The following is a 26,728-nucleotide window of genomic DNA, read 5'->3' as shown; positions in this document are numbered from 1 at the left end:
TATCCCTCACGGAAGGCGGTTAAAGACGGAATGATAGGCCGCGGCCTCGGCGATGCATTCGCGCGCGGCCTCTAGATTGCGAGCGCGGGCGATAGGCGAGTGTTTCGCGGCGCGCCGATAATGAGCCGCCCAACGCAAGGCCTCGGCCGCAAGAGCTCGGCGAGGCCGGCAAGATAGACGCGACGTCCGCAAATCAACCGGACCGATTGCCCGTTCTGCGCGCGCCGTGAATTCGACGCCGTTGCAGACAATCCAGAATGTCGCGACATGATGGCGCCGGCCTCTCGCCTCGGCGCGTAGCGCGGAAATGGTGCGGCGGAATGCATCGCGGTTCATGCTGCGCGCTCCAGTTCGCAAACCGGAATCCATCCCAGCGCGCGATCATAGGAGGCCGCGCGGGCGATCATTGGCGGCTTGCGCAATTCGTCATCCGGCGCGATGACGCCATAGCGTTCCGGCGCGGCGTCAAGTTTCGCCATGGCTGCAGCATGTTCAGCGGCGCGCCAGGCATTGAAGGCCGCGACGATATCCGCCGGCAATGCCTCGGCATATCGGACAAGCATGCCGATTCCCGTCCGCATGGCGCGCCGGACGTCATCGCCATTTGCTATCGATAGCTCATAGTCGGAAACGGAATGACGGATGGAAACCTCATAGTTGCCGGTTTGATCCGTAACGCGATAGTAGACAGTCCCCATAAAGGAACATTGCCAAGCGAATTGCGGTTTGCGGTTCATGGTCGAAAGCCTTTCGATTGCGCACAATCGCGCGTTGGTCCGCTTTGGCGTTCCGTGCTGCGCAGACATGCTGCGCAGTGTCGCAACGTCAAATCAGGGGAAGGCCGGAAAGCCGGGATAGCGTTTCGGCAATCGCGTGTGTTTCCGTTTGGATTCCGCAATCGGTAATCGCGAGCGCGCAACCGTCATGCTCGCGAGCGTATACAGTCCAAAAGGCGGAATCGTCCGGCGCGCGGTTTCCGGTCACATTGCTTTCGCCCGTGTCCGGATCATGCCGGACACTGCAACCTCCAATTTCCAGCGAACGAAAGGCGGACCAATCCGGCGCCGAGTAATCCGTACAGCAATTGAAATAGACGGCGCCGTCTAGTGTGACTGCAGGCATTGCCCTAGCTCCCTTAGAGGCAAGAATTCAGAAACGCGCGCTTGCCATCGCGCACCGCGGCGCGGCGAGTCCGCTTGTCGCTCGGCCGGCGGTCGGAATCATGCTTGCGATACTTCATTTGCCTATGTCCTTTTCAAGTTTGCGCACAATTGCGCGGTTTCGGCGGTTTGCCGGTTATGCCGTGACTTGCACGGCATAGGCTGCAAATCGCGTTAGTTGATCCGTTCGCATGCGCCGGTTTTGGCGTTCCAGCGTATCAGCATATCGTTTGCGCGGATCGAAAGGCCGCGCGACATGCGGACGTTCCGCGGGGCCGGCCGGCCGGTTTCGTGCAACCATTGGCCGAGGCGAAACGCAATGTGTGTTGCGCTACTCCACAAGTGCGGATTGGCCGAGGCCGGCGCGGCATATCCGGCCGAGGCGTAGGAAGTCAAATCATCAGGCTTTGCCATGGCGCGCGCCTCACATACAGCAAGCGAAAATGACAAACGTTCCGACGAAAGCCGCCGCGCAGAACAGGATAAAATCGGAATTCTCTCTCATTGGTCTAGCCTCTCGATTTGCGCACAGTCGCGCGGTTGCAGTCTTAGAAGGCGGCCTAGCTGGCCAAACGATGAAAGCCGGCATTGGTCCAAAGCCAGGCATAGAGCGTATCACCCGGCATGCTACCAAATCGCAGATACGCAACCGCGATTGCGTCATGGTAACGCGCGGCCTCGGCGCCGCGGATAACCGCATATCGGCCGCTAGCCTTATGGATTAGCGCGCAAGTGCCGCGGAATCCCCAAATCTCGGCGCGGTAGATCGCCCCATCATGGCAAACGATAATCGGCATTGGCTTTGCTCCTAGCGGCGGTTGCGGCGCGCGCGGCGCCGGATCGAACGGCGCCGAGGCGTTGCCGGCGCATACAGAAAGGGAGCTAGGATGGCCCAGCAAAGGGTATAGATCGCTGCAAGCATAAAACCTGCAAAGGGCGGGTTGGCGATGCAAAAGGAAATGAAAGCGGCGAGCATGGCGCGGCCTAACCAATCGGCCGCGATTGATCGGCGGACACTTCGCAAGAAATGACGCGAAAGCACGCAATGCCTTTGGCATTCAGTTCCTGATATTTGGCCAGTGAGATACGTTCAGCGAAGCGCGCGCGATCAACGGCGCGGTTGCTGGCATGCTCGGCGGACTGTGAGAATAGACGGATATGGAAGTCACAACCGGTAGCAATGCGGCGGACTGTGACTTGATAGGCGATAGTCTTTGCCATGTCGGCGGCCTTTTGATTTGCGCACAATCGCGCGTTCCGTTCGCCGCACATGCCTAGAAAGCGCGGTGCCTGTCAATCCCCTAATTCGCTGCTCTGTGAAAAAAGATAGGGTTTCGGCCGGCCGACCTCACACTACAGGGAATTGCGGCCTATTCCTGCAGAATGGCGTTTATCCGGCCGAGGCGGAAGGCCTCTTGCATGGGTAGCGCTGGCGAAAGGCCGGCGGCGATGGCGCGACACTTCAGCGCCAGTTCAGCGCTACCGCCTTCCGCGCGCACCGCTGTAACCGTATTGGGCGAAACGAATAGCGCTGCAGCTGCAGCACCATTCGAAAGGCCTAGCTCTTCCTGCCAAGCGATGAATTCGGCCGCGCTGATTCGCAGTGTGGCGCCGGCCGAGGCATAGGCGCGGCCTTTGCCGGCTTGTCTCGGCGCCGAGCTATTCGCCTTCGCTGCAGGCATGTCGTTTTCCCTATCCCGTGAGTTTGAACAGTCCATCTAGCGAATAGCTATCACAGAACAGGGAGAGACCGAGGCCGCGCGGCGCCGTCATGCACCGCCGAGTAGCGGAACCGGATTTGACACTCCGACTCCAGTTATGATTCAGAACAGGCATTCGGCGCAGTGTCGCTGCAGCCAACCCGCCGCGGGAAACCTCGGCGGGTTTTGCGTTTCTGGCCTCGGCGCCTCGGCCTCGGCGGATGGACGCAAGGCCGCAACGTCAACCGCACCACGCCACTAGGCACGCTAGGCGAGAGAGAAGGCGGACGGTTACCGCGCGCGGCGCGGCGCCAGCGGCGCCAGCACAACGGATTGACACTAATCGGCCAGGCTATCGGCCTCGGCCATCCGGCAAGCCCTCGGCGCCCATAGCTCGGCGCGCCTCAACCGCGCCAATCGCACGCAAAACCCGCCAGAACGGCGCCTAAACCCGCCCATTTCGCTAGCAATCCGGCCGAACCGTACCCCCGGGGCAATTTCCCGACGGCGCGCGGACCCGGGACCGCTCGGGGTGGCACCTGCACAATTTTTTTGAGGCGGCCCGAATTTTTGGCCGGAACTCGCAAAATGACCGAAAAACCGACCGCCGACGAAAATCCTGCGGAAGCCAGCGATCGCGCTGAAGCGAAGCCGGCGAAGCGGAAGGCGTCGAAACCGAAAAAGCGCGGGACGTCGAGCAATTCGGCGAAGCGCAACAAGGGCGGTCGTCCGGCATGGGCGCCGTCGATCGCGGACCGGCAGACGGTCGAGCGGCTGAAGTTTTGCGGCGAGTCTGAGGCCATGATCGCCCGGGCGCTGAAGGTCGATGTCGACACCCTGCGCAAGCACTGCGCCAACGAGCTCGAGAACGGATACGCGAACCAGCGTGCTGAGGTGACCAAGCTTCTGTTCGAGGCCGCGCACGCGAAGAACGTCTCGGCAATCAAGCGGCTCGACGAAATGGGTAAGGTCTCGCGCGCGGCCGGCTCCGTTGGCGAGCGCGGAAAGCCACAGGCCGCTGCTGCGGCGGCACCGAAGCCCGCCAGGCTGGGGAAGAAGGAAGAGCGTCAGGCGGCCGCCGAGAATGTCGGCGGCAAGTTCAAAGCACCTGAGCCGCCTAAGCTGGTGGTGAACAACCAGTGAGATCCTGGTCAACGGCCTGCCCGGACTGGGAGCGGAGGATCGTTGCCAGGGAGAGCCTGATCCCGTTCGGGCCGCTCTTCCCGAATGAGGCCTATGCGGCACTTGAGGTCTTCAAGTCGCTGCACATCGTCGACGCCACGCCGATCGAGGACTCCGAAACCGGCGAGATGCGGCCGCCGACGTTTGGCGAGGCCGGCGAGCAATGGGTATTCGATTTCGTGCTCGCCATCTTTGGCGCGTACGACCATTCGACGGCCAAGAGGCTCATCGACGAGTTCTTCCTGCTGATCAGCAAGAAGAACGGCAAGTCGACGATCGCCGCGGGCATCATGATCACCGCGCTGATACGGAACTGGAGGCATTCCGCTCAGCTCCTGATCTTGGCGCCGACGATCGAGATTGCGAAGAACTCGTTCGACCCGGCGCGCGACATGGTCTACCGCGACGAGGAACTGCGTGACCTTCTTCATGTCCAGGAGAATTTTCGGCAGATCACGCATCGGGTCACGAACGCGGTGCTCCGGGTCGTGGCCGCCGACACCGACACCGTTGGCGGTAAGAAGGCGTCCTTCGTCCTGATCGACGAGCTCTGGCTGTTCGGGAAGCGCGCCAACGCAGAGGCCATGTTTCGGGAGGCGACGGGCGGCTTGGTGTCACGTCCGGAAGGCTTCGTCATCTTCCTGTCGACGCATTCCGACGAACCGCCGACCGGCGTGTTCCTCGAGAAGCTGAAGCTCTACCGCGATATCCGCGACGGCAAGATCTCGGACCCGAAGAAGCTCGGGATGCTCTACGAGTTCCCGGACGCGATGCTCGAGGCCGAGGCTTATCTCGACCCGGCAAACTTCTACGTCACCAATCCGAACCTCGAAGTTTCCGTCTTTTCGGAATGGATCACCGACAAACTGACCGAGGCGCGGCGCGGCGACAAGGCCGGGCTGAACGTCTTCCTTGCGAAGCACCTCAACGTCCAGATCGGATCAAAGCTGCGGGCCGATCGCTGGGCCGGCGCAGACTTCTGGAACAAGTCGCAGGAAAGGGTCACGTCGCTCGAGGATCTGCTCAACCGCTGCGAGGTCGCGGTGATCGGGATCGACGGCGGCGGGCTGGACGACCTTCTCGGTCTCGCGGTGCTGGGGCGAGAGAAGAGGGCAGCTGGTGCCGCCGAGGATCTGTCGAAACGGAAGTGGCTGCTATGGGCGCGGGCCTGGGCGCACGAGATCGTGCTGGAGCGCCGCAAGCAGATCGCCACCGAGCTCGCGGAGTTCGTCAAGGAAAACACGCTCACGATGGTGGAGAAGCCCGGCGACGACGTCACTGCGGTCGCTGACATCGTGGTGCGGGTCGAGGAGTCGGGAAAGCTGGCGGAAGGCCCCGCGATCGCAGTCGACGCCGCCGGCATCGGTTCAATCGTGGACGAGCTCACCAGCGAGGCCCGCGGCTTCGAGAAGGAGCGCATCGTCGGCATCGCGCAGGGCTGGAAGCTGAACGGCGCCATCAAGGACGCGGAGCGGCGGGTTGCCGCCGGCACGCTGATCCATGAAGGCACCCGGCTGATGTCCTGGTCGATCGGCAACGCAAAGGCCGAGCAGCGCGGAAACGCAACGCTCATCACCAAGCAGATCAGCGGTATGGCGAAGATCGATCCCCTGATGGCCGTGTTCGACGCCGTCTCCCTGATGTCGATGAATCCGGAGCCGGCGGGCTCAGCCTACGAGGATGACGACGTCGTGGTGTGATGCAGGCGGCCGCGATCGCTGCCCCGCCGCCTTCTCGCAACTCATCAGGACCGAAATCGCCCATGGGTTGGATCAACAACACCGTTGCCGCAGTGTGGTCGCTCGGTCGTCGTGCAGACGATTCCGGCGAGCAGGAGGAGCGCTACTACGGCGACGATGCTGATTTCTATTACGAGTCGGTAGGCAAGCGGTCGAAGGCCGGGATCCGGATCACACCGATGATCGCGATGCGCCTGTCGGCGTTCGCGGCGTGTGCCAAGGTTCTCGCCGAGACCATCGCGAGCCTGCCGGTCTCGATCAACAAGGTCATGCCGGATGACGGCCGCCTGCCGGCGCCAGGTCATCCCGTGGCGGAACTGATCCGCTTCCAGCCGAACAAGACGCAGACCGCGGCCGAGTTCTGGGAGTCGATCATCCTGCATGCGGTGCTGTTCGGCACCGGTTACGCCGAGATCGTTCCGGGCGCCCGCGGTGCGGTCGACCAACTTAAATTCCTGCGCAGCGATCGCGTCACGCAGGACCAGCTTCGTGACGGGACGCTGCGGTTCACCGTCACCAACCCGACTTCCGGAGGATCTCGGGTTCTTCTGCAGGACGAGGTGCTGCGCATCCCGAGCCTGTCGCTCGATGGCGTCAATGGTCTCAGCATGCTGGATCTGGCCGCCGAGTCGATCGGCCTCGGCGTCGCCGCGGACCAGTACGCCTCGCGGATCTTCTCGAACAACCTCAACATGGGCGGTTTCATCACCACCCAGAAGCGGATGAGCCCGCAGGCGGTGCGGCGTCTGATCGCACGCCTCATGGAGAAGTACGCCAGCCCGGAAAATTTCCACCGTCCGGCGGTTCTCCAGGACGGCGCCAAGTTCGAGCCGGCTTCGATGAAGGCGAGCGAGGCTCAGCTGCTCGAGGCCCGGAAGTGGCAGATCGCCGAACTGGCGCGCTTCTTCCGCATCCCGCTGCACATGCTCGGCGTCGACGACCAGACGAATCGGTCGACGGTCGAAGAGCAGTCCATCAACTTCGTGAAGTACACCATCCGGCCTTGGGCCCGGAAAATCGAGCAGGCGATCCGCCGCGACCTCATCATCGCGACCGGCCTGTACGAGGTGAAGTTCAATCTCGACGCGCTGGAGCGCGGCAATCTCGAAGCCCGCCGGAACTATTGGTCGGCGGCGCTTGGCACCGGCGGCGCCCCTGGATGGATGACCATCAACGAGGTCCGCGTCGCGGAGGGCCTCAACCGGATCAACGAGCCCTGGGCCGACCAGGTGTCGCGCGGAGCGTATCAGCAGCAGCAGCAGGCGCTGCCGCCGGCGGCCGATCAGCCAGCCGCGGCTCTGCCGGCGCCGCCCGAGAGGATCGAAGACAACACGCCAGAAGCCGTCGCGGCTCGAGTCGCCCGGAAAGAGAACCAGGCGCTCCGCAAGGCTTCGCTGAAGTTCGCCGCCGATCCCGACGGCATGCGCGAGTTTATCAAGGCGTTCTACGGCGGCCACGTCAGCTTTGTGATGCAGAATCTGCAGATCTCGCGCGACGGCGCGCGGGCGTACTGCGCCCACCAGCGTGACGAGGCCTTGGGTGCCAACGACATCGTGGCGTTGCTCGATCGGCGAGACGAAAAGCTCGCCGGCCAGATCGCCGCCGTCCTCAAGAAACACGGAGCCCAAAATGGGGAAGATGCAGCAGTTTAAGCGCGAGATCCGGAGCTCCAACGGCCGGATGTTTGCGTTCGACCTGCGGAACGGTTTCGGCGCGGTCCTCGGTGGTCTCTTCGAGCGCGTCGCGCGCGGCAAGGTCCACGACAAGGAAATCCGCGAGATCTATGGCCTCGAGGACGAGGACGGATCCGAGCCGAAGCATGTCCGGATGTCGGCCGGCCCGCAGATGTCGCCGAGCGCGAAGGCCGGCAAGTATACCGCGCTGGTCTCGCTGCATGGCGTCGCGCTCTACGACCTCGAGTACCAGCCGTACTGCTTCTCGACCCTGCTGCTGTCCCAGATCATGGACAGCCTGGCGAACGATCCGTCGGTTGACATGATCGTGCTCGACATCAACACGCCCGGCGGCGCCGTCACGGGCACGCAGGAGGCGGCCGATGCTGTCTATCGGGCCGCCCGCAAGAAGACGGTGGTCGGCATCATCAATCCGCTGTGCGCCTCGGCCGGCTACTGGATCGGCAGCCAGTGCACCAAGCTGGTCTCGGTGCCGTCGGGCGACATCGGTTCGATCGGCGTCTTCATGTGCCACTACGACTGCTCGGCGCTGATGGCCGACAACGGCATCAAGCCGACCTTCATCTATGCCGGCGAGTACAAGACCGAAGGCAACTCGATGGAGCCGCTGAGCGACGAAGCAAAAGCATTCTATCAGTCCGAGGTCGATCAGACCTATGACGACTTCCTGACCGCTGTCGCGCGCGGCCGCGGCGTCACCAAGGACGTCGTGCTCGAGAAGTTCGGCAAGGGCCGCTGCTACAGCGCTCCGATGGCGAAGCGCCTCGGCATGATCGACGACGTCGCCACGATCAAGATGGCTCTGCAGGGCGTTGGTCTCACGATGGAGATGCCGGAAGAGGGTGGTCGTCGTCGTCGCGGTGAAGAGCAGGGACCGGACGAGTCGGCCGACGCCGACACGGTCGCCGGCGCGAACGTGCAGGCTGAGGGGGTCCATGTCACCGAAAGCGGCGTGGCAATCCCCGGCAACCTCTTCGTCGATGGTGATATCCGCGCCCACAACATCACCAGCGCCACCGACCAGATTCTCCCAACGGCCGACTGCGGACGGGTGGCCTTCCGCATGGAGACCGAGGGCGAGGCTCGCACGTACTACGTGCTGGAGCACTGGCCCGCCAAGGTCGTGATCTCGACCGGGCTGATCGAGACCCAGTCCCCGTATCTGAAGGTCGCCGGCGAGACGGTCACGATCGCGGTCGAGAACGGGGCCGCGGTCTACAGCAAGATCGGTGTCTCGATGGCCGGCGATTGGATTTGTTCGCTGGCCGACGGCAGCAGTTTCACCGAGCCGCCGCCGAACAAGGCCGAGGCCGAACTGGCCGAGCGCAAGCAGGCCGCTGAGGCCCGTCGCCGCCGTCTCGCTCTGCTCAGCGCCTAAGAGGAAACGGTCGCGCCATGAACAAGCCCATGACGTTCCAGACTTTCGCCAGCTTCCTCGCGGCCGTGATCGGCGCCGAGCAGGCCGAGGACAGCGACCACCGCCTGGTGCCGGCGGCTTCCGTCTCCGGCCTCAGCGGTGTTTCCGGGCCGGGCGGCGGCTTCCTCGTACCCGTGGAGTTTGCCGCGGCGCTGTGGACACGCGTCTACGCCACTGGCCGCATTCTGGCGCGCTGCGATCGCCAACCCATCACCAAGGGCGACAAGCTCATCATCCCGGCGATTTCGGAGTCCGATCGCGGTGACGCCGAGCAGCCGGTGAATTCGCGCTTCGGCGGCGCCCGGATGTACTGGACCGACCAGGGCGGCGACGACAACGACTCCGCGCTGAAGTTTGATCTGCTCGAGCTCAAGCTGAAGAAGCTCCTCGGGATGTTCTTCACCACCGAGGAGTTGAACGAGGACGCGCCGGCGCTGGCCGCGGCGCTGATCCGGATCTTCGGCCTCGAGGCGGCATTTGGGATTGAGCGCGCGATCGTCGCGGGTAGCGGCGTGGGCGAGCCGCTTGGGATCCTGAATGCCCCGGGTCTGCTGACGGTACCGAAGGATAACGGCCAGGCGGCCGGGACGATTTCCACGACCAACCTCTCCGCGATGGCCGCCGGGCTTTGGGGCCCGTCACACGCCACGGCGATTTGGATGATGGGCAACGACGCCTTCGGGCAGATCGTTGCCCTGGAGGAGAGCACCGGCACCAAGCTGTTCGAGACCGGCCCGAACGGCGAGCGCCGGCTGCTGCAGATGCCCGTCGAGCTCTGCGAGTACACCGCGCCGCTCGGCGCCGCCGGCGACGTCGTCCTGGCGGACATGAGCCAGTACATCGTTGCCGAGAAGGAGCAGGCATCTGGCGGTTTGTTGAGCTCGATCCACGCGAAATTCGTGACCGACGAGATGGCGTTCAAGCTTCGCTATCGCGTGGACGGCGCGCCGGCGTGGAAGACGCCGATCACGCCGCGCAACTCCGCCAACCAGCAGTCGGCATTCGTCGCGCTCGGCGCGCGCGGCTGACCCTTCCGAAATTCGCGGAGTAGGGGCGCAGTCGCGACCCTGATCTTCGCGTGTCTATGCGGGCTCGGTCGAGACCGCAGTCTCCACTGAGTCCATCGAAACCCAAGGCGCCCCTTCCCGGGCGCCTTTTTTATTGAGGAGAGATCGAGATGACGATCAAGGCACTTCGCGACAAGAAAGCGGGGCTGATCGCCGAAGCCAATGCGCTCACCGCCAAGGTGGCCGATGGCACCATCACCGATGTCGAGGCTGCCCGCCTGTCGGCAATCATGGACGACGTCGCTGCCGCTGGTGACAAGCCGGCGCAGGTCAGCGAGTTGACCCGCGTCAACCAGGCGATCGCCCAGCAGGAGCGCCTGATGGACGAGCAGCGCTCGATGGCTCCGGCCCCGGGTGCGAACGCCGAGACCGCGGGCGAGCGTGCCGAGCGCACCGCTCCGACCGTGCCCGCCGAAGCGAAGAAGAAGTTCGGTTCGCTCGGCGAGCAGATGGTGGCGATCGCCAACGCCGGCAAGCGGATCGCCGTCGACGACCGCCTCGAGTGGCAGGCCGCCAGCGGCATGAACGAGGGCGGCGGCCAGGACGGTGGCTACCTGATCCAGCAGGACTTCGTGCCTGAGCTCATGAGCCGTGCGTACGACCGCTCGGATCTGCTCTCGCGCACCCGCCAGCTGCCGGTCAGCCCGGCCTCCAACGGCGTGAAGATCAACGCGCTGAAGGACTCGAGCCGCGCCAACGGCACCCGCTTCGGCGGCGTCCAGTCGTTCTGGACCGGCGAGGGCCAGCAGAAGGTCGGCTCGCAGCTGTCCTTCCGCCAGATGGATCTGCGGCTGCACAAGCTGACCGGTCTCCTCTACGCAACCGACGAGTTGCTCGAGGATGCCGTGATGCTGAACAGCTTCATCCCGGAGGTCTTCGGCGACGAGTTCGCCTTCAAGATCGACGATGCCATCTTCGAGGGCAGCGGCGCCGGCATGCCGGCCGGTGTCATGAAGTCGGCGGCGTTGGTCACCATCGCGGCTGAGGGCGGCCAGGCGGCGGACACCGTCGTGGTCGAGAACATCGTCAAGATGTGGGCTCGCCTGTGGCTGCGCAGCCGGCAGAGCGCGATCTGGACCATCAACCAGCAGATCGAGCCACAGCTGATGCTGATGAAGATCGGCAACATGCCGATCTACCTGCCGCAGGGCAGCATCGCCGGTCAGCCGTACGCCACGCTGCTCGGCCGCCCGATTGTCCCGACCGAGTTCAACTCGCAGCTCGGCGACAAGGGCGACATCGCGCTGATGGATCTGCAGCAGTACCTGACGATCCAGAAGGGCGGCCTGAAGCAGGACGTCTCGATCCACGCCCGGTTCATCAATGACGAGACGACCTTCCGGTTCGTCCTGCGCATGGATGGCCAGCCGATCTGGGATGCCCCGCTGACGCCGTTCAAGGGTGCCGACACCCTGAGCCCGTTCGTCACGCTCGCCGACCGGCCGTAACCAGCGGTCTGAGCACCGGGCGGCGGTCTTGATCGCCGCCCGCCTGCGAAGATCACCCCTGAACCCATCAATCCACGGAGAATTCCATGACTTCGCTCACCAGCGAGAAAGTCGTCCTGGCCGGCATCATCAACCCGGCTGCCAACGCGGCCGGCACCCTGACCACGAACTGGGTGTCGATGGCGACGTTCGAGGAACTGCTCGCGATCATCGCCGCCGGCGCCTTGGGCGTGAACGGCACCATCGACGCCAAGCTCCAGCAGGCACAGGACGGCACGGGTACCGGTGCCAAGGACATCGTCGGCAAGGCCATCACGCAGCTGACCCAGGCTGGCACCGACAAGTCCAACAAGCAGGCGCAGATCAATGTCCGCGCCGAGGAATTGGACCGCAACGGTGGCTTCTCGTTCGTGCGGTTGTCGATGACGACTGCCGTCGCGACGAGCCCGTCGACCGCCGTCCTGCTCGGCGTCAGCGCGCGGTATTCCCCGACGGCGCCAGCGGCGTCGCTGGTCGAAACCATCAAGTAGCCGCTGCGTTGAACTGACCTTCAGTTCAGCGTGAGCACCGAACCGCGGCAGCGCTCCCAAGCGCTGCCAAACCCATTCTTGCAGGAGTCCACCACGATGGATGACAAGGTGAATATTACGTTCGACCAAACCCGCGTGGTCGACAATGAGCACGCCGGCACCGCCAACGAAACCCGCTTCGAGGAGGGCAAGACGTACCCGCTGTCTCCGCGCTCGGCCGATCGCTGGGTGAAGCGTGGTGTCGCGCACTTCACGACTGAGGATGACGCGGTCAAGGCACGCGGCGCGTCGTCCGACGTTGCGCTCAAGCTGCAGGACGCCGATCGGCAGGATCCGAACGCGTCGCGCCGGCAGCCGGAAGGCACCGGTGGCAAGGACAACGCCGACGACGGAGATCTCAGCAAGAAGACCGTCGCCGAGCTCCAGGCCATCGCGGCCGAGCGCAAGGTCGACATCTCCGGCCTGACCAAAAAGGCGGACATCGTCGCCGCCCTCGAGAACGACGCCAAGGTGAAGGCCGCGATCGAGGCCGGCAATTTCGATGAACTGACCGTGCCCGAGCTCCAGAAGCTGGCCGCGGACAAGAACATCGACCTGGGCGGCAAGACCGCCAAGGCGGACATCGTCGAGGCCGTGAAGGCGGGCTCGGCGCCGGCGGCCGCGTCCTAACGGTCGCTGTGCAATCCCAGCGCCCGGGGCAATAGCCTCGGGCGCATGGCCCCGCGAGGTGCTTGCGCATGTTCTCCGTCGTCGAGCCCGCAACTGACCGCAAACTGACGACGCTGGAAAACGTCAAGACCGAGTTGGGGATCACCGACGGCACCGAAGACGCCAAGATCGGCCGCCTGATCGACCGGCTCTCGGCCATGGTGTGCGACTATCTCTTGGTCCCGGCCGCCGTTGATGGCTCCAAGACGCTCGGGCTCGAGACGCTGGAGCAGAAGTTCGTCCACAGTCCGTGGTTTCGGCGCCGTCGCGGGCAGATGATCTTGGCGCGTCATCCCGTCACCGAGATTGTCTCGGTCACGATCGGGACCGTGACAATCGACCCGACCGACTACGACTTCGACGGCGGTACCGGCGAGATGTGGCGGCTTGGGGTCGTTCCGCCGCCGAGCATCGGCTGGGCACCTGGCGTCCGTACCGTGGTCCGCTTCAAGGCCGGTTGGACGCTGCCGGCAACCGCCAATTTCACGCTTCCTCTGGCGATCGAGGGTGCCGTAATCGGCATGATCCGTGCCGCGCGGTTTGCCGCCGACCGCGATCCTACGGTGAAGTCGGAATGGACGACCGATATCGAGCGCCTTGAATACTGGGTCGGCCAGATCGGCGAAAACGGTGCATTCCCGCCCGATATCGCTGCCGCGCTCGAGCAGTACGGCTACGAGCCGGAGTTCGGCTGATGGATGCGGCAGCAGCAGCGAGGGCGCGCCGCGGCATCAACCGCCGCGGACATATGGTCCGCTTCAAGCGCGCGAAAGGTGGCGCGACCGCGCAGGTGAAGGCCGTAATCGAGGGCTATTCGCCGGACGAGTATGTGAACGGCATCACGGCGGGCACCAGGCACCTCATCGTGTCGGTGCTGGATCTGCAGGCACAGGGATTTCCGGTCCCGGTCGCGAAGGGCGACAACATCTATCTTGGTCCGAACCTCGATTGGCCGACGACTGTGCAAACGGTCGACACCGACCATCGCGAGTATCAGGGCTGCTACGAAATCGTCACGTCGGGTCAGTGATGGCCAGGATCTCGACGTTCGAGCGGGATCTCAAGTTCGCGACCGCTGGCATGGCGCCGGAGAACATCGCGAAGGGGCTCGCAGCATTTGCACGATCCGAGTTGTCGAAGGCCATCCAGGAAGGCGTCGGCTCGGAACGGTACGAGAAATACGTCAACGGTCGGCGCGACGCCGAGGAAGAGACGGTCGTGCCCCCGGGCCCGATCCTTTACGTCTTTCATTGGTGGCGCGAGATCGTTGAGTACGCGCTGCAGACCGCGGTCGAGCGATCGCCGGATGACTCGGGCCGCTACAAGCGCTCATGGTTCATCATGACGCCCGGTGGCGTCGTGAAGAGTTTCGACGAGATCCCGCTCAACGCGACGGTGATCTTGACCAACAACCAGCCGTACAGCCGCAAGATTGACGTCGGTCACATGCAGATGTCGGTGCCGCCGGGCATCATCGAAGACGTCAAGAAAGCCGTGATGGCGCGCTTCGGCAACTTCGTCACGGCGAAACGGACCCTGATCCCGCTCCCGGGCGGCTACATCTTGAAGGGCCACTTCCGGCGCGGCTATCGGCCGTACGCGCGGCGGAAGCTTCGGCCCGACACCATGGCCGGCGCGCAGATGACGTATCCGGCGCTGGTTCTGTCGATGAAGGTGTCCTGATGGATCTGCCCAACGACGAGGTCTACGACGCGATCCGCGCGCTCCTCGGCTACGTCGATATCGAGACCGGGGAAAAGGTCGACGGCCAGTGGGATTTCGCGGTCGCGCCGCTCGTCTATGAGAACGAGGGCGACAGCGCGCCGAGCGGCGAGATCTCGCCGTGGGTTCTCGTCATGCTGGTCTCGACCTTCTACGGACAGGAAAGCATCGGGGGCGGCGAGGGCGCCGGCGATAATCGCTGGGACGAGGAAGGCACTCTCTGGTTTCACGTCTTCACGCCGCGCAACACCGGTGCCGGCCAGGCACGGCGCATCGCGAAGGGACTTGTCCGGATGTTCAGGGGCCTGACGCTGTTGGAAGACCGCCTCGAGTTCTTGGCCGCTGATCTGGCATCTGGCGATCCCGGTGCCGAGAACGCGAACTACTACCTGATGTCAGCCAGCATCGCATGGGGCCTGACCGAGGCCGAATAGGAGCACGAGACATGACCGAGTATTCCGTCCTGAAGGCGTTCAACACCGTGAACCGCCGCTTCAAGCCCGATGACGAGCGCAGCAACGTCGTCAAGAGCGACGACGTGCTGGCGCCGCACACCATCGAGACGCTGAAGTCGCGCGGCTTCATCAAGGAGAAGGACGACAAGACGGCTCCGGTGCCGGCTTCGGCGACCGTGCCGCAGAACAAGCTCGAGACGAGCGCGCCGGCGGCCCCGGCGACTTCCGAGAAGTAACCCCACCAACCATCGCTGACCTCACGCAAGGCGCCCCATCGGGCGCCTTTTTTATTGGGAGAACGCCGTGACCTCATCCAACCGTACGCAACTCGCTCTCGTTCGGGAGACCACGCCCGGCGTCACCCCGACGACGCCGCGCATGCGCAAGGTCAGGATGACCGGCGAGTCGCTTTCCCTTGCGCCGACCTATGTGGACTCGGAAGAGATCCGCGACGACCGCATGCTCGGGGATCCGATCAAGACGAACGAGACGACTAACGGCGGCATCAACGGCGAAATCTCGTTCCCGGATGATGGATCGCCGCTGTCCGAGCTCCTCATGTCGGCGTTCGAGAATACCTGGGTGAACGCGCCGGTATTCTTCAACGACGGTACCGCGGACAGCGTCATTACCGATGCCGGCACGACGGCCAGCACCTATGCCGTGGTGTCCGGCGGAGCCGCGGTGAAGGTCGGCATGCTGGTGCGCGCGACTGGCTTCGGCCAGGCGGAGAATAACCAGGTCTTCCGCGCCTCGGCGTCGACGGGTACGACGATCGTCGGTGGTACCGGTATGGCCGCGGAGGCCGCTCCTCCCAGTACCGCACGGCTCAAGGTGGTCGGCTTCGCCGGTGTCGCCGGCGACATCACGGCACTGGCGGACGGTCTGGGGTCCACGGCGCTCGATTTTACCACGCTCGGCCTCGTGGTCGGGCAGTGGATCAAGGTCGGCGGCACCGCCGATGCCTCGACGTTCGCCTTCCTGGTGGCCGCCGGAGCCAAACCGCGCGCGGCCGCCTATGCACGCATCAGCGCGATCGCGGCCAACAAGCTGACCCTGGACAATCTGCCGTCGGGCTGGACCACGGATACCGGCGCCGGCAAGACGATCTCGGTCTTCTTCAGCGACCAGATCAAGAATGGCGTCACGCCCAACACGATGACGATCGAGAAGGGCTTCCTCGGCATGCAGACGCCGGCGTTCATCAAGTATCTCGGCATGCGGGTGAACACCTTCAACGTCGACATGCAGAGCGGCGACAAGCTGAAGTGGTCGGCGGATTTCTTGGGGCTCGGCGGTGACGAGACGACCGTGACGCTCGACGCCGCGCCGGATGCCGTGACAACCGGTGTCGTTATGGCAGCCAATGCCAACGTCGGTCGGCTGGGCGTCAATCAGGCGCAGCTTGGCTCCCCGAACTGGGCCAAGGGCTTCTCGGTGCAGATCAACAACAATCTGCAGGCGCTGGATGCCGTCGACTCCGACGCACCGGTTGCATTGGACGACGGTGAGTGCACCGTCACCGGAAAGCTGACCACCTATTTCGGCAGCCTTACCGAGGTGCTGGCCTTCCGCAATGGCACCCCGCGCAACATCAACTCGCGGGTCCAGAAGAATGGTCAGGCGCTGATCTGGCAGGTGCCGCGGGCTGTTTACCGCGGCGGTGGCAACCCGCAGGCCACGGCCAAGAATACGCAGGTCATGGCCGACTTCGATTACCAGGCCGCGCAGGATGTCGTTACCAACGCGCATATCCTGCTCGATCGCTTCGAGTACATCGAATAGTCGATCGCCGACCGTTCGGCCGAACAATTGTGCCGCGCTTCATGCGCGGTGCCCCGAAATACCAGCGATCTGGACCGGTCGGTGCCGGTAGAGGATTGGTGTCCTCGAGATCGCTGGTTCACCCCCTGGCGCCCGCCGGGCTTCCCTTGCTCACCAAGGTGACACCAAGCCATGACTGAATCCCCCAAGAAAGTGCGTAAGTTGAAGCTGTCGTCGATGAAGGTCGACAGCCAGAAGGAGCGCGAAGGCGACTGGATGCCGGCGCTCGATATCGACGATTCCGGCGATATCAAGTGGTTCGTCCGCTCGACGAACTACGCCGAGTTCAAGACGGCCCGCGATGTTATTCAGATCAAGCTGACCAACAAGCACGGCCGCAACGTCCCCGAAGACGTGCTCGCCGAGGCTTACGGAAAGCTCGCGGTCGAGTATCTGTTGCTCGGTTGGATTGGCCTCGTCGACGACAACGAGCAGGACATCGATTTCTCGGAAGAGACCGCGCGCGAGATCCTGACGGATCCTGAGTACCGGCTCGTCCGCGGCTCGATTTATCTCGCCGCTTCCCGCGTCGGTCTCCAAGAGACCGAGTTCGTCGGAGCCGGCGCAAAAAACTGAGGGCCGCCCTTCGCTACGAGCTCGAGCAGAAGGGCACGGACGAGTGGCTCGCTCAACTAGCCGAAGAAGATCCTGACGCCGAAGCATTCGCGGCGCAGGCGGAGCGGCCGCCAGAGGCTGAGCTCCCGATCTGGGCGGAGACCTATTGGCGCGCCTGGCATGCTCTTCGGTTCGATCGGCAATACGGGGCCATGGGCGGCCAGTCTCCGATCAGCTTCCTTTCCATCGATACCTACGCGCGGCGCTACGACATTCGTGGCGTCGAGTTCGAGACGTTCTTGGCATTTGTCAGCGCCATGGACGAGGAGTTTCTCGAGCACGTTCAGCGCGAGGCGGAGAGGGAAAAGGAAGCTGAGGACGAGCGCAAGCGGCTGAGAGAGGGAGGGCATCCAAATGGCGGGAACAGCGCTTTCGTCCCTCCGAGTCACATCTGACTTCGACGCATCGAGCTATGTCCGGGGCGCGCAGCAGAAGGTCGACGCCGACAGCAAGATGATTGCGAGCGACAAGGCTCGCAATGCCGCTCTTGCGCAGTCGGATGCCGCGCTCGCGAAGATCCCGGGCGGCATGGCCTCGGTCAGCAAGTCGCTGCTCGATGGCTATGGTGCCGGCGCGCAGTTCGAGGCCATTATCCGCCGCATCGGCAACGCCGCCGACCGGGGCATGGGCATCGATCGCGTCAACCTCCTCCTGGACGCGGCTTACCAGAAGTTCGGCCTGACCGCGGATGCCGCGTCGCTGGCCGAGAAGGGATTTGTCTCGATCGCCGGTGCAGTTGGCCGGCTGAACGAGGAATATTCGATCCATGCCGAAGTGGCGACCCGCGCCGCGGCCGCGATCGAGCAATTGACCGTGGCGCAGCGGTCGCAGGCGGCGATCAACGCGCAGTTCGGCATCGGCGGCGACACCAAATCGGCGCAGGAGAGCGCTGACGCCTTCCTGGCACAGTACGGCGGCCTCGAGGGGGTGGCGCGGGCCAAGGCAGCGGAAGCCGGTGCCGCATTCGGCGCGGATCTCGACCGGCTCATGATCGCCGGCGCGGCGAAGTCGGCGAAGGACGCCGCGAGCGTCTTCGATGCCAACCTGCGGCAGATCGACGACGTCGCCCGGATGCGGGCCGAGCAGGCCGGCGCCAATTTCCAGCGCAGCCTGACCGAGGCGCTGGGAGGTGGCGGAGCCTCGGCGACATCGCAGGGCGCAACCTATGAAGCTCTTGCCGCGCAGGTGGCCCGTCTCGACCAAATCGAGCAGGCCCGGGCAGCACATCTCGCCGCAAGCACGCAGCAGTCGATCGCGCAGGCCTTCGGCTACGACCAGGTTACCAAATCGGCGAGGGCGTCGGCCTCCGCGTTCATGGATATCGACGCCGCCGGCGCCGCCATGGCCGCGGAATTCGATGAAGCGATCGCGGCCGAGCAGAAGATGACCGCCGCCGCGGAGCAACTGCGCTCCAAGATCGCGCCGCTCGAGACTGAGTTCCAGCGCCTCGGCGCCGAGATGGCCTCGTACAAGAAGCTGCTGGCCGACGGCTACATCTCCACCGGCGAGTACGAGCAGGCGCAGGTGATGCTGGCGAAGCGGTTGACCGACGTCCAGCAGCAGCTGAAGAACGCCAGCACCACGGGCCGCGTCGCGTCTGGCGAGCTCGTCAACCTGTCGTATCAGCTGAACGACGTCCTCACGGGGCTGGCTCTCGGCCAATCGCCGTTCATGATCTTGGCGCAGCAGGGCGGCCAGGTCTTCCAGATCTTCCAGTCGTCCAAGGCGAGCATCACGGACTTCGCGAGCGTGGTCGGGTCGAAGTTCCTCGGCCTGCTCAGTGTTGGCAGGGTCGTTTGGGGCGGCATCGCAGCAGCGATCGGCATCGGCGTCGCGGCGCTGATCTCGTTCCAGGACAAGCAGCAGGAGGTAAACAGGTCGCTTCTCGGGTCCGGCCGTGCCAGCGGTGCGACAGCCGGCAGCATCAACTCGATTGCGGACGCCGGTTCGTCGCGATCCGGGCTTTCCGTGGCGGAGGCCCGTTCATTCGCGGCCACGCTGGCGGAGACCGGCAAGATCGCCAACGACAACATCCTGCCGATTGTCCAGATGGGCAAGGATATCGCGACGATCTACGGCACCGACGCCTCGGAAGCGGCGAAGACGCTGGCGCAGGCCTTCGCCGACCCGGTGAAGGGGGCCGAGGATCTCAATCAGCGGCTCGGCTTCCTGGATGCCGCGACGAAGCAGAACATCGCGGACCTCGTCGCCCAAAATAAGGTCTATGCCGCTCAGGTCGCGCTGGCGACCGCCGTGAAATCGGGTCTGGTGGATGTCGCCAACACCGTATCGACGACGCGGACCGCATGGACGGCCCTCGGCAACGCCGTTTCGAACGCATGGGATTCGATCGGCAAGAGCATCTACAACGTCCTGAATCCGGTGCAGGGGCTCGATGCGCAGCTGGAGGCAGCGAAGCGGAAACTTGAGCTCCTGCAGAGGACGAGCGGCCGCACGGTCGACCCGGACACCGGTTTGCTGGGGCCGATCGCTGATCCCGCCGCAACCGCCGCCGCCCAGGCACAGGTCGACAAGCTCACCGCCGCGCTGCAGCGGCAGAAGACCGCCGCGGAGGACGCCCGCAATGCGCAGCAATCACTGGCGCAACAGCAGGCTATCCGCACCGCGCTGCCGATTATCGGGCAGACGCAGGATCTCCAGAACCAGCTGAAGCTGCTCCAAGACCTCGCCGCGGCGCCGGATGTCGACCAGAAACTGGCCAAGGTCGGGCAGACCATGGATCAGCTGCAGCGCTCGATCGCGGCGACCAGCGCCGCGCTGGCAGCCCTGCCGAAGAACGCGCTCGTCGACTTCCTCGGCGCAGCGGCCAGCCCCGCGGAACGCCTCGCCGCCGGACTCGAGCAGATCCGTACCAAGGCGGCGCAGATCAACGCCTCGCCGGCCGACACCGGCCGCGCGACATCGGCCCTGCAACTCGATATCGCCTCGAGCGTCCAGTCGGCGCGGATGTCGGCGCTCGGCCAGTCGGCCGGCGTCCTCGACAGCGTCCGGCAAAAGACGCTTGATCTGCAGCGGGCACAGGAAGCCGGTGCCGGCCTGACGGCAAAGCAGATCAAGGACCAACTGGACCTCGCCCGCGCGCAGGCCGACGGCTCGCTCCAGATCAAGGCGCAGGCTGATGCGTTCGGGATCCAGACCGCGACCATCGGCATGTCCGCCGGCGCCGCGGCCGAGTATGTGGCCCGGATGACGGCTCTGACTGATGCCGTCCGCAACCACAAGGAACTGACCGACCAGGATAAGGCCGCGATCGATGCGCAGGCCAAGGCCCTCGGCGCCGCGGCGCAGGCGAATGCCCTCAAGCAGATCCAGAACGATATCCGGTTCGGGTCGCAGACCTCGCTGCTGTCGCCCGACGACGTCCAGATCGCGCAGCAGCTGAAGACGCTCTATCCGGACGTCGCGACGGCGCTGAACTCGGTCGAAGCCGCGGCTCTCCGCACCAACGCGGCGTTTGCATCGGTCTCGTCGACCATTTCGAGCGACCTGGTGACCGGCGTCACCGATGCGCTCGATGGCACCAAGAACTTCGGCCAGGCGTTCTCGGACACCTCGAAGCTGGTGATCCGCGCGATCGAGGAGATGATCGTCAAGCTGCTGGTCATCGGTCCGCTGATGCGCAGCCTCCAGAGCTCGTTTGGTGGCCTGACCGGCGGCGGCCTCGATTTCGGCTCGCTGCTCGGGTCGAGCGGCGTCACCTATGGCACGCCCGGTGCCGCCGGCAGCAACCTGTTCGGCCCGCTGGCGCCGAGCGCGCTGGGCAACGTCTTCGCCGGCGGCAAGATCGTGGCGTTCGCGCGCGGTGGCGTCGTGACTAGGCCGACATTGTTCCCGATGGCGAACGGCACCGGCCTCATGGGCGAAGCTGGTGAGGAAGCCATCATGCCGCTGCGGCGTGGCCCGGATGGTCGCCTCGGCGTCTCCGCCGGAGGAATTGGCGGCGGTGGTGCCGCCAACGACAACGGCGCCTCCGGCAACGTCGTCGTGAACATCTACAACGCGCCGTCGGGCTCGGATCCGCAGACCAGCGTCAGCCGGACCAACAACGGCACGCAGGTCGACATCGTGTTCAAGAACGCCGTCACCGGCCTCATGGTCGACGACGCGGCTCGGAATGGCCCGATCTCGCAGGCCATTTCGTCCCGCCAAAAGGGTTTCGGGAGCTAAGCGATGGCCCTTCCGTCCTGGCCCGCGGTCAACAGCCGACCGCAGAAGAGTGGCTTCCAGATCCAGAAGCGGTTCCTCGAACCGATCGCGACCGACATGGAAGGCGGCAACACCCGCGAGCGGGCGCGGCCCGGCGACAATGTCGGGACCATCGTCCAGACGATCAGCCTGACCAACGCCGAGCACGATGTTTTCGTCGCTTGGGTGCGCGACACGCTCAACAACGGCTCCGGCCGGTTCACGGCGCCGGTCTGGCTTGGTTCGGCATACGCCACGAAGACCTGCAAATTCGCGAAAGGTGGCAAGCCCAGCTACGTGCCGACGTCGTCGAGCCGCATCGCCGCCACCATGACGCTCATGGTGTTTAATCTCTGATGGCGACGCATAACGAAGCGCTCCTCGAGGCCTATGCGTCGTGCCCGCCCAGTGCGCGGGTCTACCACACGCTCGAGATCTGGCAGTCATCCTTCGATGTCGCGGCGCGGGTCGTCGCGAACGTCGGCGACGACATGACCTTCGGGATCGAGTTGTCGGCACCACGCAATCCTGGCGAAACGGTCACCTTCATCGCGTGTCCGTTCGAGTCCTCGTACCCGGAGCAGCGGCAGGGGCAGCCGCCGCAGACCAACATCAAGATCGACAACGTCAATCGCGAACTGCTGCCGAAGATCCGGGCCGCGCTCGGCTACCGCGAATACATCTCGGTCCTGTACCGGGAATATCTCGCCACCGACCTCACGCAGCCGTCCTACGGCGCCGTCGAATTCGAGCTCCGCAACGTCAAGGTGGTCGGCGCCTCGATCAGCGGCACCGTGATGGTGAAAAACCTGCAGAACAAGCGGTTTCCGCGCCTGACCAAGAACTACGACTACGTCCAATTCCCGAGTTTGCTGGCGTAATGACCCGTTCCGAGTTCCTTGCGCCGCTCATCGGTGAGCCGTGGGCCTGGCAGACCCGCAATTGCTGGGATTTCGTCTGCCACGTCGAGAAAGAACTGTTCGGGCGGAGACTGCCGCGTATCCCGGTCCCGAATGATTTCTCGAAGCGCTGGGTGCTGGAGTCCTTCGATGGGCATCCGGAACGGGATCTCTGGCGAGAAGTTCCGGAAGGGCCGGGAGGCCTCGTTTCGGCTGCTGACGGCGCGCTCGTCCTGATGGCTCATCTCCAGATACCGGCGCACATCGGCGTCTGGCTCAAACCCGAACAACGCGTGATCCATTGCGACGAGAAGCAGGGCGTCGCGTGCGAGACAGCCTTGGCGTTGCGCCAGATGGGCTGGAAGAAGCTCCGATTTTTTGAACCGAAGGAGAGATGACCCATGCGCCGTCGTTCATTCCTCGCCGCATTGTTTGCCGCGCCTGTCCTGGGGCCAGCGCTCGCGAAGACCGCGTCTCCAACTGCGGTTGGGCCGCGGGCCATTGATGCCAACGCCGGAACCTTGGCCGCGGGCACGATACGATCGCCGGACGTAAGGTGGTCGATCGATTTTGCCACCGGGACGATATCGATCCGTGACGATCTCTTCATTGACGGGCCGGTAACAGCGGCGCGCCTGTCCGAGATCTGAGGACCACGCATGTTCTTCGTCGTGAACACCGCTCGGTCCGCTTCGCTGGTCCCGACGGTCTTTGGACCGTTCAATTCCCAGGCCGAAGCCGAGAGCTCCATTCAGAAGATGCGGCCAGGGACCTATCAGATCGTTGGGCCAGCGGCTGAAGTCTCGAAGTTCACCGTCGCCCAGCCAGTCGTGACGCCAGCAGCATAGCCGAAATGCACGCGCCTCTTCCCAAACTGCCGCAGAACCTGCCGGCGGAGCGCTCCCGCGTGCGCCGATCGCGCCGGAGCGACTCTACTCGCCGGCCGGTCGTGCATCTCGTCATGCCTGGCCTCGAGGTCGCGCGCGCCGAGCCGCGCGCGCGAGAGACCGTGACCAGCTTCCTGCGCCGCACCGGCTGGGCCTGGCACGATCGCGCCTACGGCTGGCAGTTTGCGAAGGGGTTGCCGACCATCCTCGAGATCAACGGCGAGGCGGTGCTGCGCCAGGATTGGCGGCGCCGGCGGATCGGTGCCGCGGATCAGGTCCGCTTCATGAGTTTCCCGCGGGGCGGCGGGCAGGGCGGCAACGCGGTCAAGCAGATCATCGGCATTGTCGCACTGGTGGCGGTGTCGGCATTCGCTCTCTGGGCGCCGGTCGGCCTGTTTGGTCTCACCGCGGGCAGCTTCGGCGCGACGGCGCTGGGGGCCGGCCTCGCAATCGGCGGCACACTGCTCGTCAATGCCCTGATCCTGCCCAAGGCTGGCGCGACGAACTCGCCGAGCTCGACGCCGGATCAGATCTATTCGGTGACGGCCCAGGGCAACGTTGCCAAGCTGGGACAGCCGCTGCCGGTCTGGTACGGCCGTCTGAAGGCCTTCCCGGACTTCGCAGCGACGCCATGGGCCGAGTTCGTCGGCAACGATCAATATCTCAACCTGCTGCTCTCGGTCTCGATGGGCAGCATGTCCTACGAGAAGATCTACGTCGACGACACGGTGTTCTGGGACTCGACGAACGGCATATCAGCCTCGTTCGCCGGGGCGCAGGTCGAATTTTACGAGCCGGGCGCAACCGTCACGCTCTTTCCGACCAACGTCGACCAGTCAATCGAGGTCAACGGGCAACAGCTGCCGTCGGGGACCGGCACCTCTGGTGGTCAGTTCGATCAGAACGGCAACGCCTTTGGCCCGTCGGCGCGGACGCCTGGCGCATGGATCGGACCATTCGTCGCCAACCCAGCGGGAACGCAGGCGCAGTCGATCGCCGTTGACTTCGCGTTTCCAGCCGGCTGCTTCACGGTCAGCGGCAAGGACAGTTCGATCGGCTTTTCGAACGTTTGGCTGACGGCCGAATACGCGACCTGCGATGACGCCGGCACTCAAACCGGACCGTTCAATCCGCTGTTCTCGACCACCTTCCAGTACGCGTCACAAGCGCCGGTTCGCAATAGCGTGAAGGTCGACGTGTTCCCGGGCCGATATCTGGTCCGCTTCCGCCGGGAAGACGCCGAGCTCGCCGGCACCGCCGGCTCGAATTCAGTCATCTGGGCCGGCCTCCGCTCGTTCCTGAAGGGCAACAACTCGTTCCCCGACGTCTCGACCATGGCAATCCGGCTCAAGGCGTCTCAGTCGACGCAGGGCTCTTACAAATTTGGCGTTCTGGCTACCCGCAAGCTGCAGGTCTGGAGCGGATCGGCGTTCGTGTTGCAGGCAACGCGGAATCCCGGATGGGCATTCTTCGACTCCGTGGCGAACACGCAATATGGGTCCGGCCTCGGCATCTCGAAGGTCGATTTCAACGCTGTCGTCGATTTTGCAGCGGGCTGCACGAGCCGGAACGACACGTTCGACTTCCGGTTCGATTCCGCTGTGGCGGTGCCGGACGCTTTCGACAAGATCCTCGGCGTCTCGAGAGCGAAGCATTTCTGGCTCGGGGACACCGTGTCGATTGTCCGCGACGAGTGGCGCGACGTCCCGACCATGCTGCTGACCGATCGGGAGATCGTGCGGGATTCGACCGCGATCGACTTCACGATGCTCGGCGAGGAAGATCCGGATGCGGTCATCCTCGAATACGTCGACGAGAACACTTGGCAGCCGGCGCAGGTGCAATATCCGCCGAACAGCGACACCTTCACCTCGCTGAATGCCACCACGATCCGCTTGGACGGTGTCATCAATCGCGACCAGGCCTTCCGCGAGTGCGCTTTCGTCTATCTCCAATCCTTCTATCGGCGCGAGAACGTCACGATCGGCGTCGAGTACGAGGGCAGGGCGATCACGCTCGGTTCGGTTGTTCGGGTGCAGTCCGAATTGCCGCAAGCCTACGGCTACGGCGGTGCCGTGGTCGGCGCCGCCGGTTATGCTCTGACGCTGGATCCGGCTCCGACATGGGATAGCGGTCCGTTTTACATCCGGCTGCGCCGTCCGAACGGCAAGTTCTTCGGCCCGGTGCTGTGCACCGAAGGCGCCAACGCCGCGATCGCGAACCTCAACCCAGCCAGTCTGGGGGCAGCGGAATCGTCGCAGTCGATCACGCTGCCAGACGTCCTGGCCCGAGAGGATGGCGGCGAGCCGCCGTCCTTCGAACTCGGTACCGGTGAGAGTTCGTCGAAGCTCTGCCTCGTGCTCAACGGTTCGCCGAACGGCGATACCTGCTCGCTCAGCCTGGTGGTCGATGACGAGCGTGTCCACGCAACCGATCTCGGAACGCCGCCGGTGCTGCCGAGCGCGCAGTACCCGTCGAACGACAAGGTACCGTTGGTCTACGGCCTGAATGCCTACATCAGCCAAGGCACCGCCGAACCTCGACTGTTCGCCAGTTGGTTCCCGACCGAAGGCGCAATCTACTATGTCGCCGGCATCTCCTACGACGACGGCAAGAGCTGGACCCAGGTCTACGAGGGCGCCGAGAACCAATTCGACATCATCGTCAGCCTGGCTGCCGCAACGCTTCGGGTGCAGGCCGTCAATGCGACCATGCGCGGCGCGTACTCAACCGTCGAGCTCGATGCCCCGACGGTCAAACTGTCCCCGGGTCTCGTCACGCTCGAGTCGTTCAATGCCGCCTTGAAGAAGCAGGTCACGGAGGTGACCGACCAACTCAACGACGAGATCAATGAGGCGTTGCAGCGGATCTCGACGCTGGTCGGCAATCAGGACGCGCGCAACTGGCTGGACCAGCAGAAAGTTCGCACCGAGATTTCAGCGCGATCCGGCGCAGCATTCGCTGCGATCGCCGTCGTGCAGACGGTCGCGGTGAGCACCCAGGAAGCCCTCGCTGACTTCGAAACAACGGTCACCGCGCAGTTCGGTGATGTCAGCGCGTCTATCGATGAACATTCCACGGCTATCGCTACGTTGGATGGTTACGCCGCCGCGGCATGGTCGCTCACGCTGAACGTGAACGGCTACATCTCAGGCATTCAACTTGTGAACGGCGGATCGGGAACCTCGGCATTCACTGTGGTCGCCGATAAATTCCAGATCCAGTTGCCTGGCTACAATGGCGGAGCGCCGACGCCCGTCTTCACCGTCGGTACCATCGCCGGGGTCGCCTCGATCGGTATCACGGCGAATATGTACCTCGACGGGACCGTCACGGCCCGCATGATGAACATCGGTGTCCTGAGCGCTATCACGGCGAACGTCGGCACGCTCACGGCCGGCATCATCCAGAGCTCGGATGGCAAGGTGGTCTTCAACCTGACGGCCGGCACCCTCATTATCTCGGAGTGATGGGC

30 protein-coding genes are annotated in these 26,728 nt (G+C 64.3%); 23 read left to right on the top strand and 7 right to left on the bottom strand.

Annotated features, from left to right (window positions below; translation table 11 throughout):
* Positions 1-6: 6 nt before the first annotated feature.
* From J2R80_RS32625 to J2R80_RS32595, 7 genes are all read right to left on the bottom strand, one after another.
* Entirely contained in the window at positions 7-336 is a 330-nt protein-coding gene (locus J2R80_RS32625; RefSeq protein WP_253640020.1) for a hypothetical protein, read from the bottom strand.
* Positions 333-737, bottom strand: a complete 405-nt coding sequence (locus tag J2R80_RS32620; RefSeq protein ID WP_253640019.1) for a hypothetical protein — start codon at positions 735-737, stop codon at positions 333-335. The genes J2R80_RS32625 and J2R80_RS32620 overlap by 4 nt, the downstream gene beginning before the upstream one ends.
* An 88-nt stretch (positions 738-825) precedes the next feature.
* The gene (locus J2R80_RS32615; RefSeq protein ID WP_253640018.1) at positions 826-1,122 is read right to left on the bottom strand and encodes a hypothetical protein; all 297 of its coding nucleotides are present in this window, start codon (positions 1,120-1,122) and stop codon (positions 826-828) included.
* Between the two features lie 212 nt (positions 1,123-1,334).
* The gene (locus tag J2R80_RS32610; protein WP_253640017.1) at positions 1,335-1,574 is read right to left on the bottom strand and encodes a hypothetical protein; all 240 of its coding nucleotides are present in this window, start codon (positions 1,572-1,574) and stop codon (positions 1,335-1,337) included.
* Positions 1,575-1,720: 146 nt separating this feature from the next.
* Positions 1,721-1,957: a hypothetical protein gene (locus J2R80_RS32605; protein ID WP_253640016.1), complete on the bottom strand. Its 237-nt coding sequence runs from the start codon at positions 1,955-1,957 to the stop codon at positions 1,721-1,723.
* Positions 1,958-2,144: 187 nt separating this feature from the next.
* Positions 2,145-2,381: a hypothetical protein gene (locus tag J2R80_RS32600; protein ID WP_253640015.1), complete on the bottom strand. Its 237-nt coding sequence runs from the start codon at positions 2,379-2,381 to the stop codon at positions 2,145-2,147.
* A 149-nt stretch (positions 2,382-2,530) separates the two neighbouring features.
* Positions 2,531-2,842 (bottom strand): hypothetical protein, encoded by a 312-nt coding sequence (locus J2R80_RS32595; protein ID WP_253640014.1) that lies wholly within the window; start codon positions 2,840-2,842, stop codon positions 2,531-2,533.
* A 570-nt stretch (positions 2,843-3,412) separates the two neighbouring features.
* Here J2R80_RS32595 and J2R80_RS32590 point away from each other — a divergent pair.
* The 23 genes from J2R80_RS32590 to J2R80_RS32475 all read left to right on the top strand — a co-directional run bounded on the left by J2R80_RS32590 (position 3,413) and on the right by J2R80_RS32475 (position 26,723).
* The gene (locus J2R80_RS32590; protein WP_253640013.1) at positions 3,413-4,003 is read left to right on the top strand and encodes a hypothetical protein; all 591 of its coding nucleotides are present in this window, start codon (positions 3,413-3,415) and stop codon (positions 4,001-4,003) included.
* Entirely contained in the window at positions 4,000-5,742 is a 1,743-nt protein-coding gene (locus J2R80_RS32585; RefSeq protein ID WP_253640012.1) for a terminase large subunit domain-containing protein, read from the top strand. Before J2R80_RS32590 ends, J2R80_RS32585 begins: the two co-directional genes overlap by 4 nt.
* 62 nt (positions 5,743-5,804) lie before the next feature.
* Complete coding sequence (locus tag J2R80_RS32580) at positions 5,805-7,433, top strand: phage portal protein (protein WP_253640011.1); 1,629 nt, start codon at positions 5,805-5,807, stop codon at positions 7,431-7,433.
* The gene (locus J2R80_RS32575) at positions 7,411-8,853 is read left to right on the top strand and encodes a S49 family peptidase (RefSeq protein ID WP_253640010.1); all 1,443 of its coding nucleotides are present in this window, start codon (positions 7,411-7,413) and stop codon (positions 8,851-8,853) included. Before J2R80_RS32580 ends, J2R80_RS32575 begins: the two co-directional genes overlap by 23 nt.
* A gap of 17 nt (positions 8,854-8,870) precedes the next feature.
* Positions 8,871-9,920 (top strand): phage major capsid protein, encoded by a 1,050-nt coding sequence (locus J2R80_RS32570; protein ID WP_253640009.1) that lies wholly within the window; start codon positions 8,871-8,873, stop codon positions 9,918-9,920.
* Positions 9,921-10,069: 149 nt separating this feature from the next.
* The gene (locus J2R80_RS32565; RefSeq protein ID WP_253640008.1) at positions 10,070-11,407 is read left to right on the top strand and encodes a phage major capsid protein; all 1,338 of its coding nucleotides are present in this window, start codon (positions 10,070-10,072) and stop codon (positions 11,405-11,407) included.
* 86 nt (positions 11,408-11,493) lie between these two features.
* On the top strand, positions 11,494-11,937 hold the full coding sequence (locus J2R80_RS32560; RefSeq protein ID WP_253640007.1) for a hypothetical protein: 444 nt from the start codon (positions 11,494-11,496) through the stop codon (positions 11,935-11,937).
* Positions 11,938-12,033: 96 nt separating this feature from the next.
* Entirely contained in the window at positions 12,034-12,606 is a 573-nt protein-coding gene (locus J2R80_RS32555) for a hypothetical protein (protein WP_253640006.1), read from the top strand.
* Between the two features lie 68 nt (positions 12,607-12,674).
* Positions 12,675-13,340, top strand: a complete 666-nt coding sequence (locus J2R80_RS32550; protein ID WP_253640005.1) for a hypothetical protein — start codon at positions 12,675-12,677, stop codon at positions 13,338-13,340.
* Positions 13,340-13,675 (top strand): hypothetical protein, encoded by a 336-nt coding sequence (locus tag J2R80_RS32545; RefSeq protein WP_253640004.1) that lies wholly within the window; start codon positions 13,340-13,342, stop codon positions 13,673-13,675. Before J2R80_RS32550 ends, J2R80_RS32545 begins: the two co-directional genes overlap by 1 nt.
* The gene (locus J2R80_RS32540) at positions 13,675-14,328 is read left to right on the top strand and encodes a hypothetical protein (RefSeq protein WP_253640003.1); all 654 of its coding nucleotides are present in this window, start codon (positions 13,675-13,677) and stop codon (positions 14,326-14,328) included. Before J2R80_RS32545 ends, J2R80_RS32540 begins: the two co-directional genes overlap by 1 nt.
* Positions 14,328-14,801 (top strand): phage tail terminator-like protein, encoded by a 474-nt coding sequence (locus tag J2R80_RS32535; RefSeq protein WP_253640002.1) that lies wholly within the window; start codon positions 14,328-14,330, stop codon positions 14,799-14,801. The genes J2R80_RS32540 and J2R80_RS32535 overlap by 1 nt, the downstream gene beginning before the upstream one ends.
* Before the next feature lie 11 nt (positions 14,802-14,812).
* Positions 14,813-15,058 (top strand): hypothetical protein, encoded by a 246-nt coding sequence (locus J2R80_RS32530; RefSeq protein WP_253640001.1) that lies wholly within the window; start codon positions 14,813-14,815, stop codon positions 15,056-15,058.
* A 67-nt stretch (positions 15,059-15,125) separates the two neighbouring features.
* Entirely contained in the window at positions 15,126-16,607 is a 1,482-nt protein-coding gene (locus J2R80_RS32525) for a phage tail tube protein (RefSeq protein ID WP_253640000.1), read from the top strand.
* Between the two features lie 171 nt (positions 16,608-16,778).
* Positions 16,779-17,222, top strand: coding sequence for a hypothetical protein (locus J2R80_RS32520; RefSeq protein ID WP_253639999.1), 444 nt, complete (start codon positions 16,779-16,781; stop codon positions 17,220-17,222).
* 191 nt (positions 17,223-17,413) lie between these two features.
* The gene (locus tag J2R80_RS32515; RefSeq protein WP_253639998.1) at positions 17,414-17,656 is read left to right on the top strand and encodes a hypothetical protein; all 243 of its coding nucleotides are present in this window, start codon (positions 17,414-17,416) and stop codon (positions 17,654-17,656) included.
* Entirely contained in the window at positions 17,616-21,449 is a 3,834-nt protein-coding gene (locus tag J2R80_RS43815) for a phage tail length tape measure family protein (RefSeq protein ID WP_375162614.1), read from the top strand. Before J2R80_RS32515 ends, J2R80_RS43815 begins: the two co-directional genes overlap by 41 nt.
* Positions 21,450-21,452: 3 nt before the next feature.
* A complete protein-coding gene (locus J2R80_RS32500) occupies positions 21,453-21,824 on the top strand; it encodes a hypothetical protein (protein WP_253639997.1) in 372 nt (123 codons plus the stop codon).
* Positions 21,824-22,348: a DUF1833 family protein gene (locus J2R80_RS32495; RefSeq protein WP_253639996.1), complete on the top strand. Its 525-nt coding sequence runs from the start codon at positions 21,824-21,826 to the stop codon at positions 22,346-22,348. The genes J2R80_RS32500 and J2R80_RS32495 overlap by 1 nt, the downstream gene beginning before the upstream one ends.
* Positions 22,348-22,764: a hypothetical protein gene (locus J2R80_RS32490; RefSeq protein WP_253639995.1), complete on the top strand. Its 417-nt coding sequence runs from the start codon at positions 22,348-22,350 to the stop codon at positions 22,762-22,764. Before J2R80_RS32495 ends, J2R80_RS32490 begins: the two co-directional genes overlap by 1 nt.
* 3 nt (positions 22,765-22,767) lie before the next feature.
* Entirely contained in the window at positions 22,768-23,016 is a 249-nt protein-coding gene (locus J2R80_RS32485; RefSeq protein ID WP_253639994.1) for a hypothetical protein, read from the top strand.
* A gap of 9 nt (positions 23,017-23,025) precedes the next feature.
* The gene (locus tag J2R80_RS32480; RefSeq protein ID WP_253639993.1) at positions 23,026-23,214 is read left to right on the top strand and encodes a hypothetical protein; all 189 of its coding nucleotides are present in this window, start codon (positions 23,026-23,028) and stop codon (positions 23,212-23,214) included.
* Between the two features lie 113 nt (positions 23,215-23,327).
* Positions 23,328-26,723, top strand: a complete 3,396-nt coding sequence (locus J2R80_RS32475) for a host specificity factor TipJ family phage tail protein (RefSeq protein WP_253639992.1) — start codon at positions 23,328-23,330, stop codon at positions 26,721-26,723.
* The last annotated feature ends 5 nt before the right edge of the window (positions 26,724-26,728 follow it).

The organism is Bradyrhizobium sp. USDA 4541, assembly GCF_024171085.1.
Classification (GTDB): Bacteria; Pseudomonadota; Alphaproteobacteria; order Rhizobiales; family Xanthobacteraceae; genus Bradyrhizobium; species Bradyrhizobium australafricanum.
Note: the sequence above shows the minus strand (reverse complement) of the source record. Positions and strands in the feature narration are given on the sequence as shown.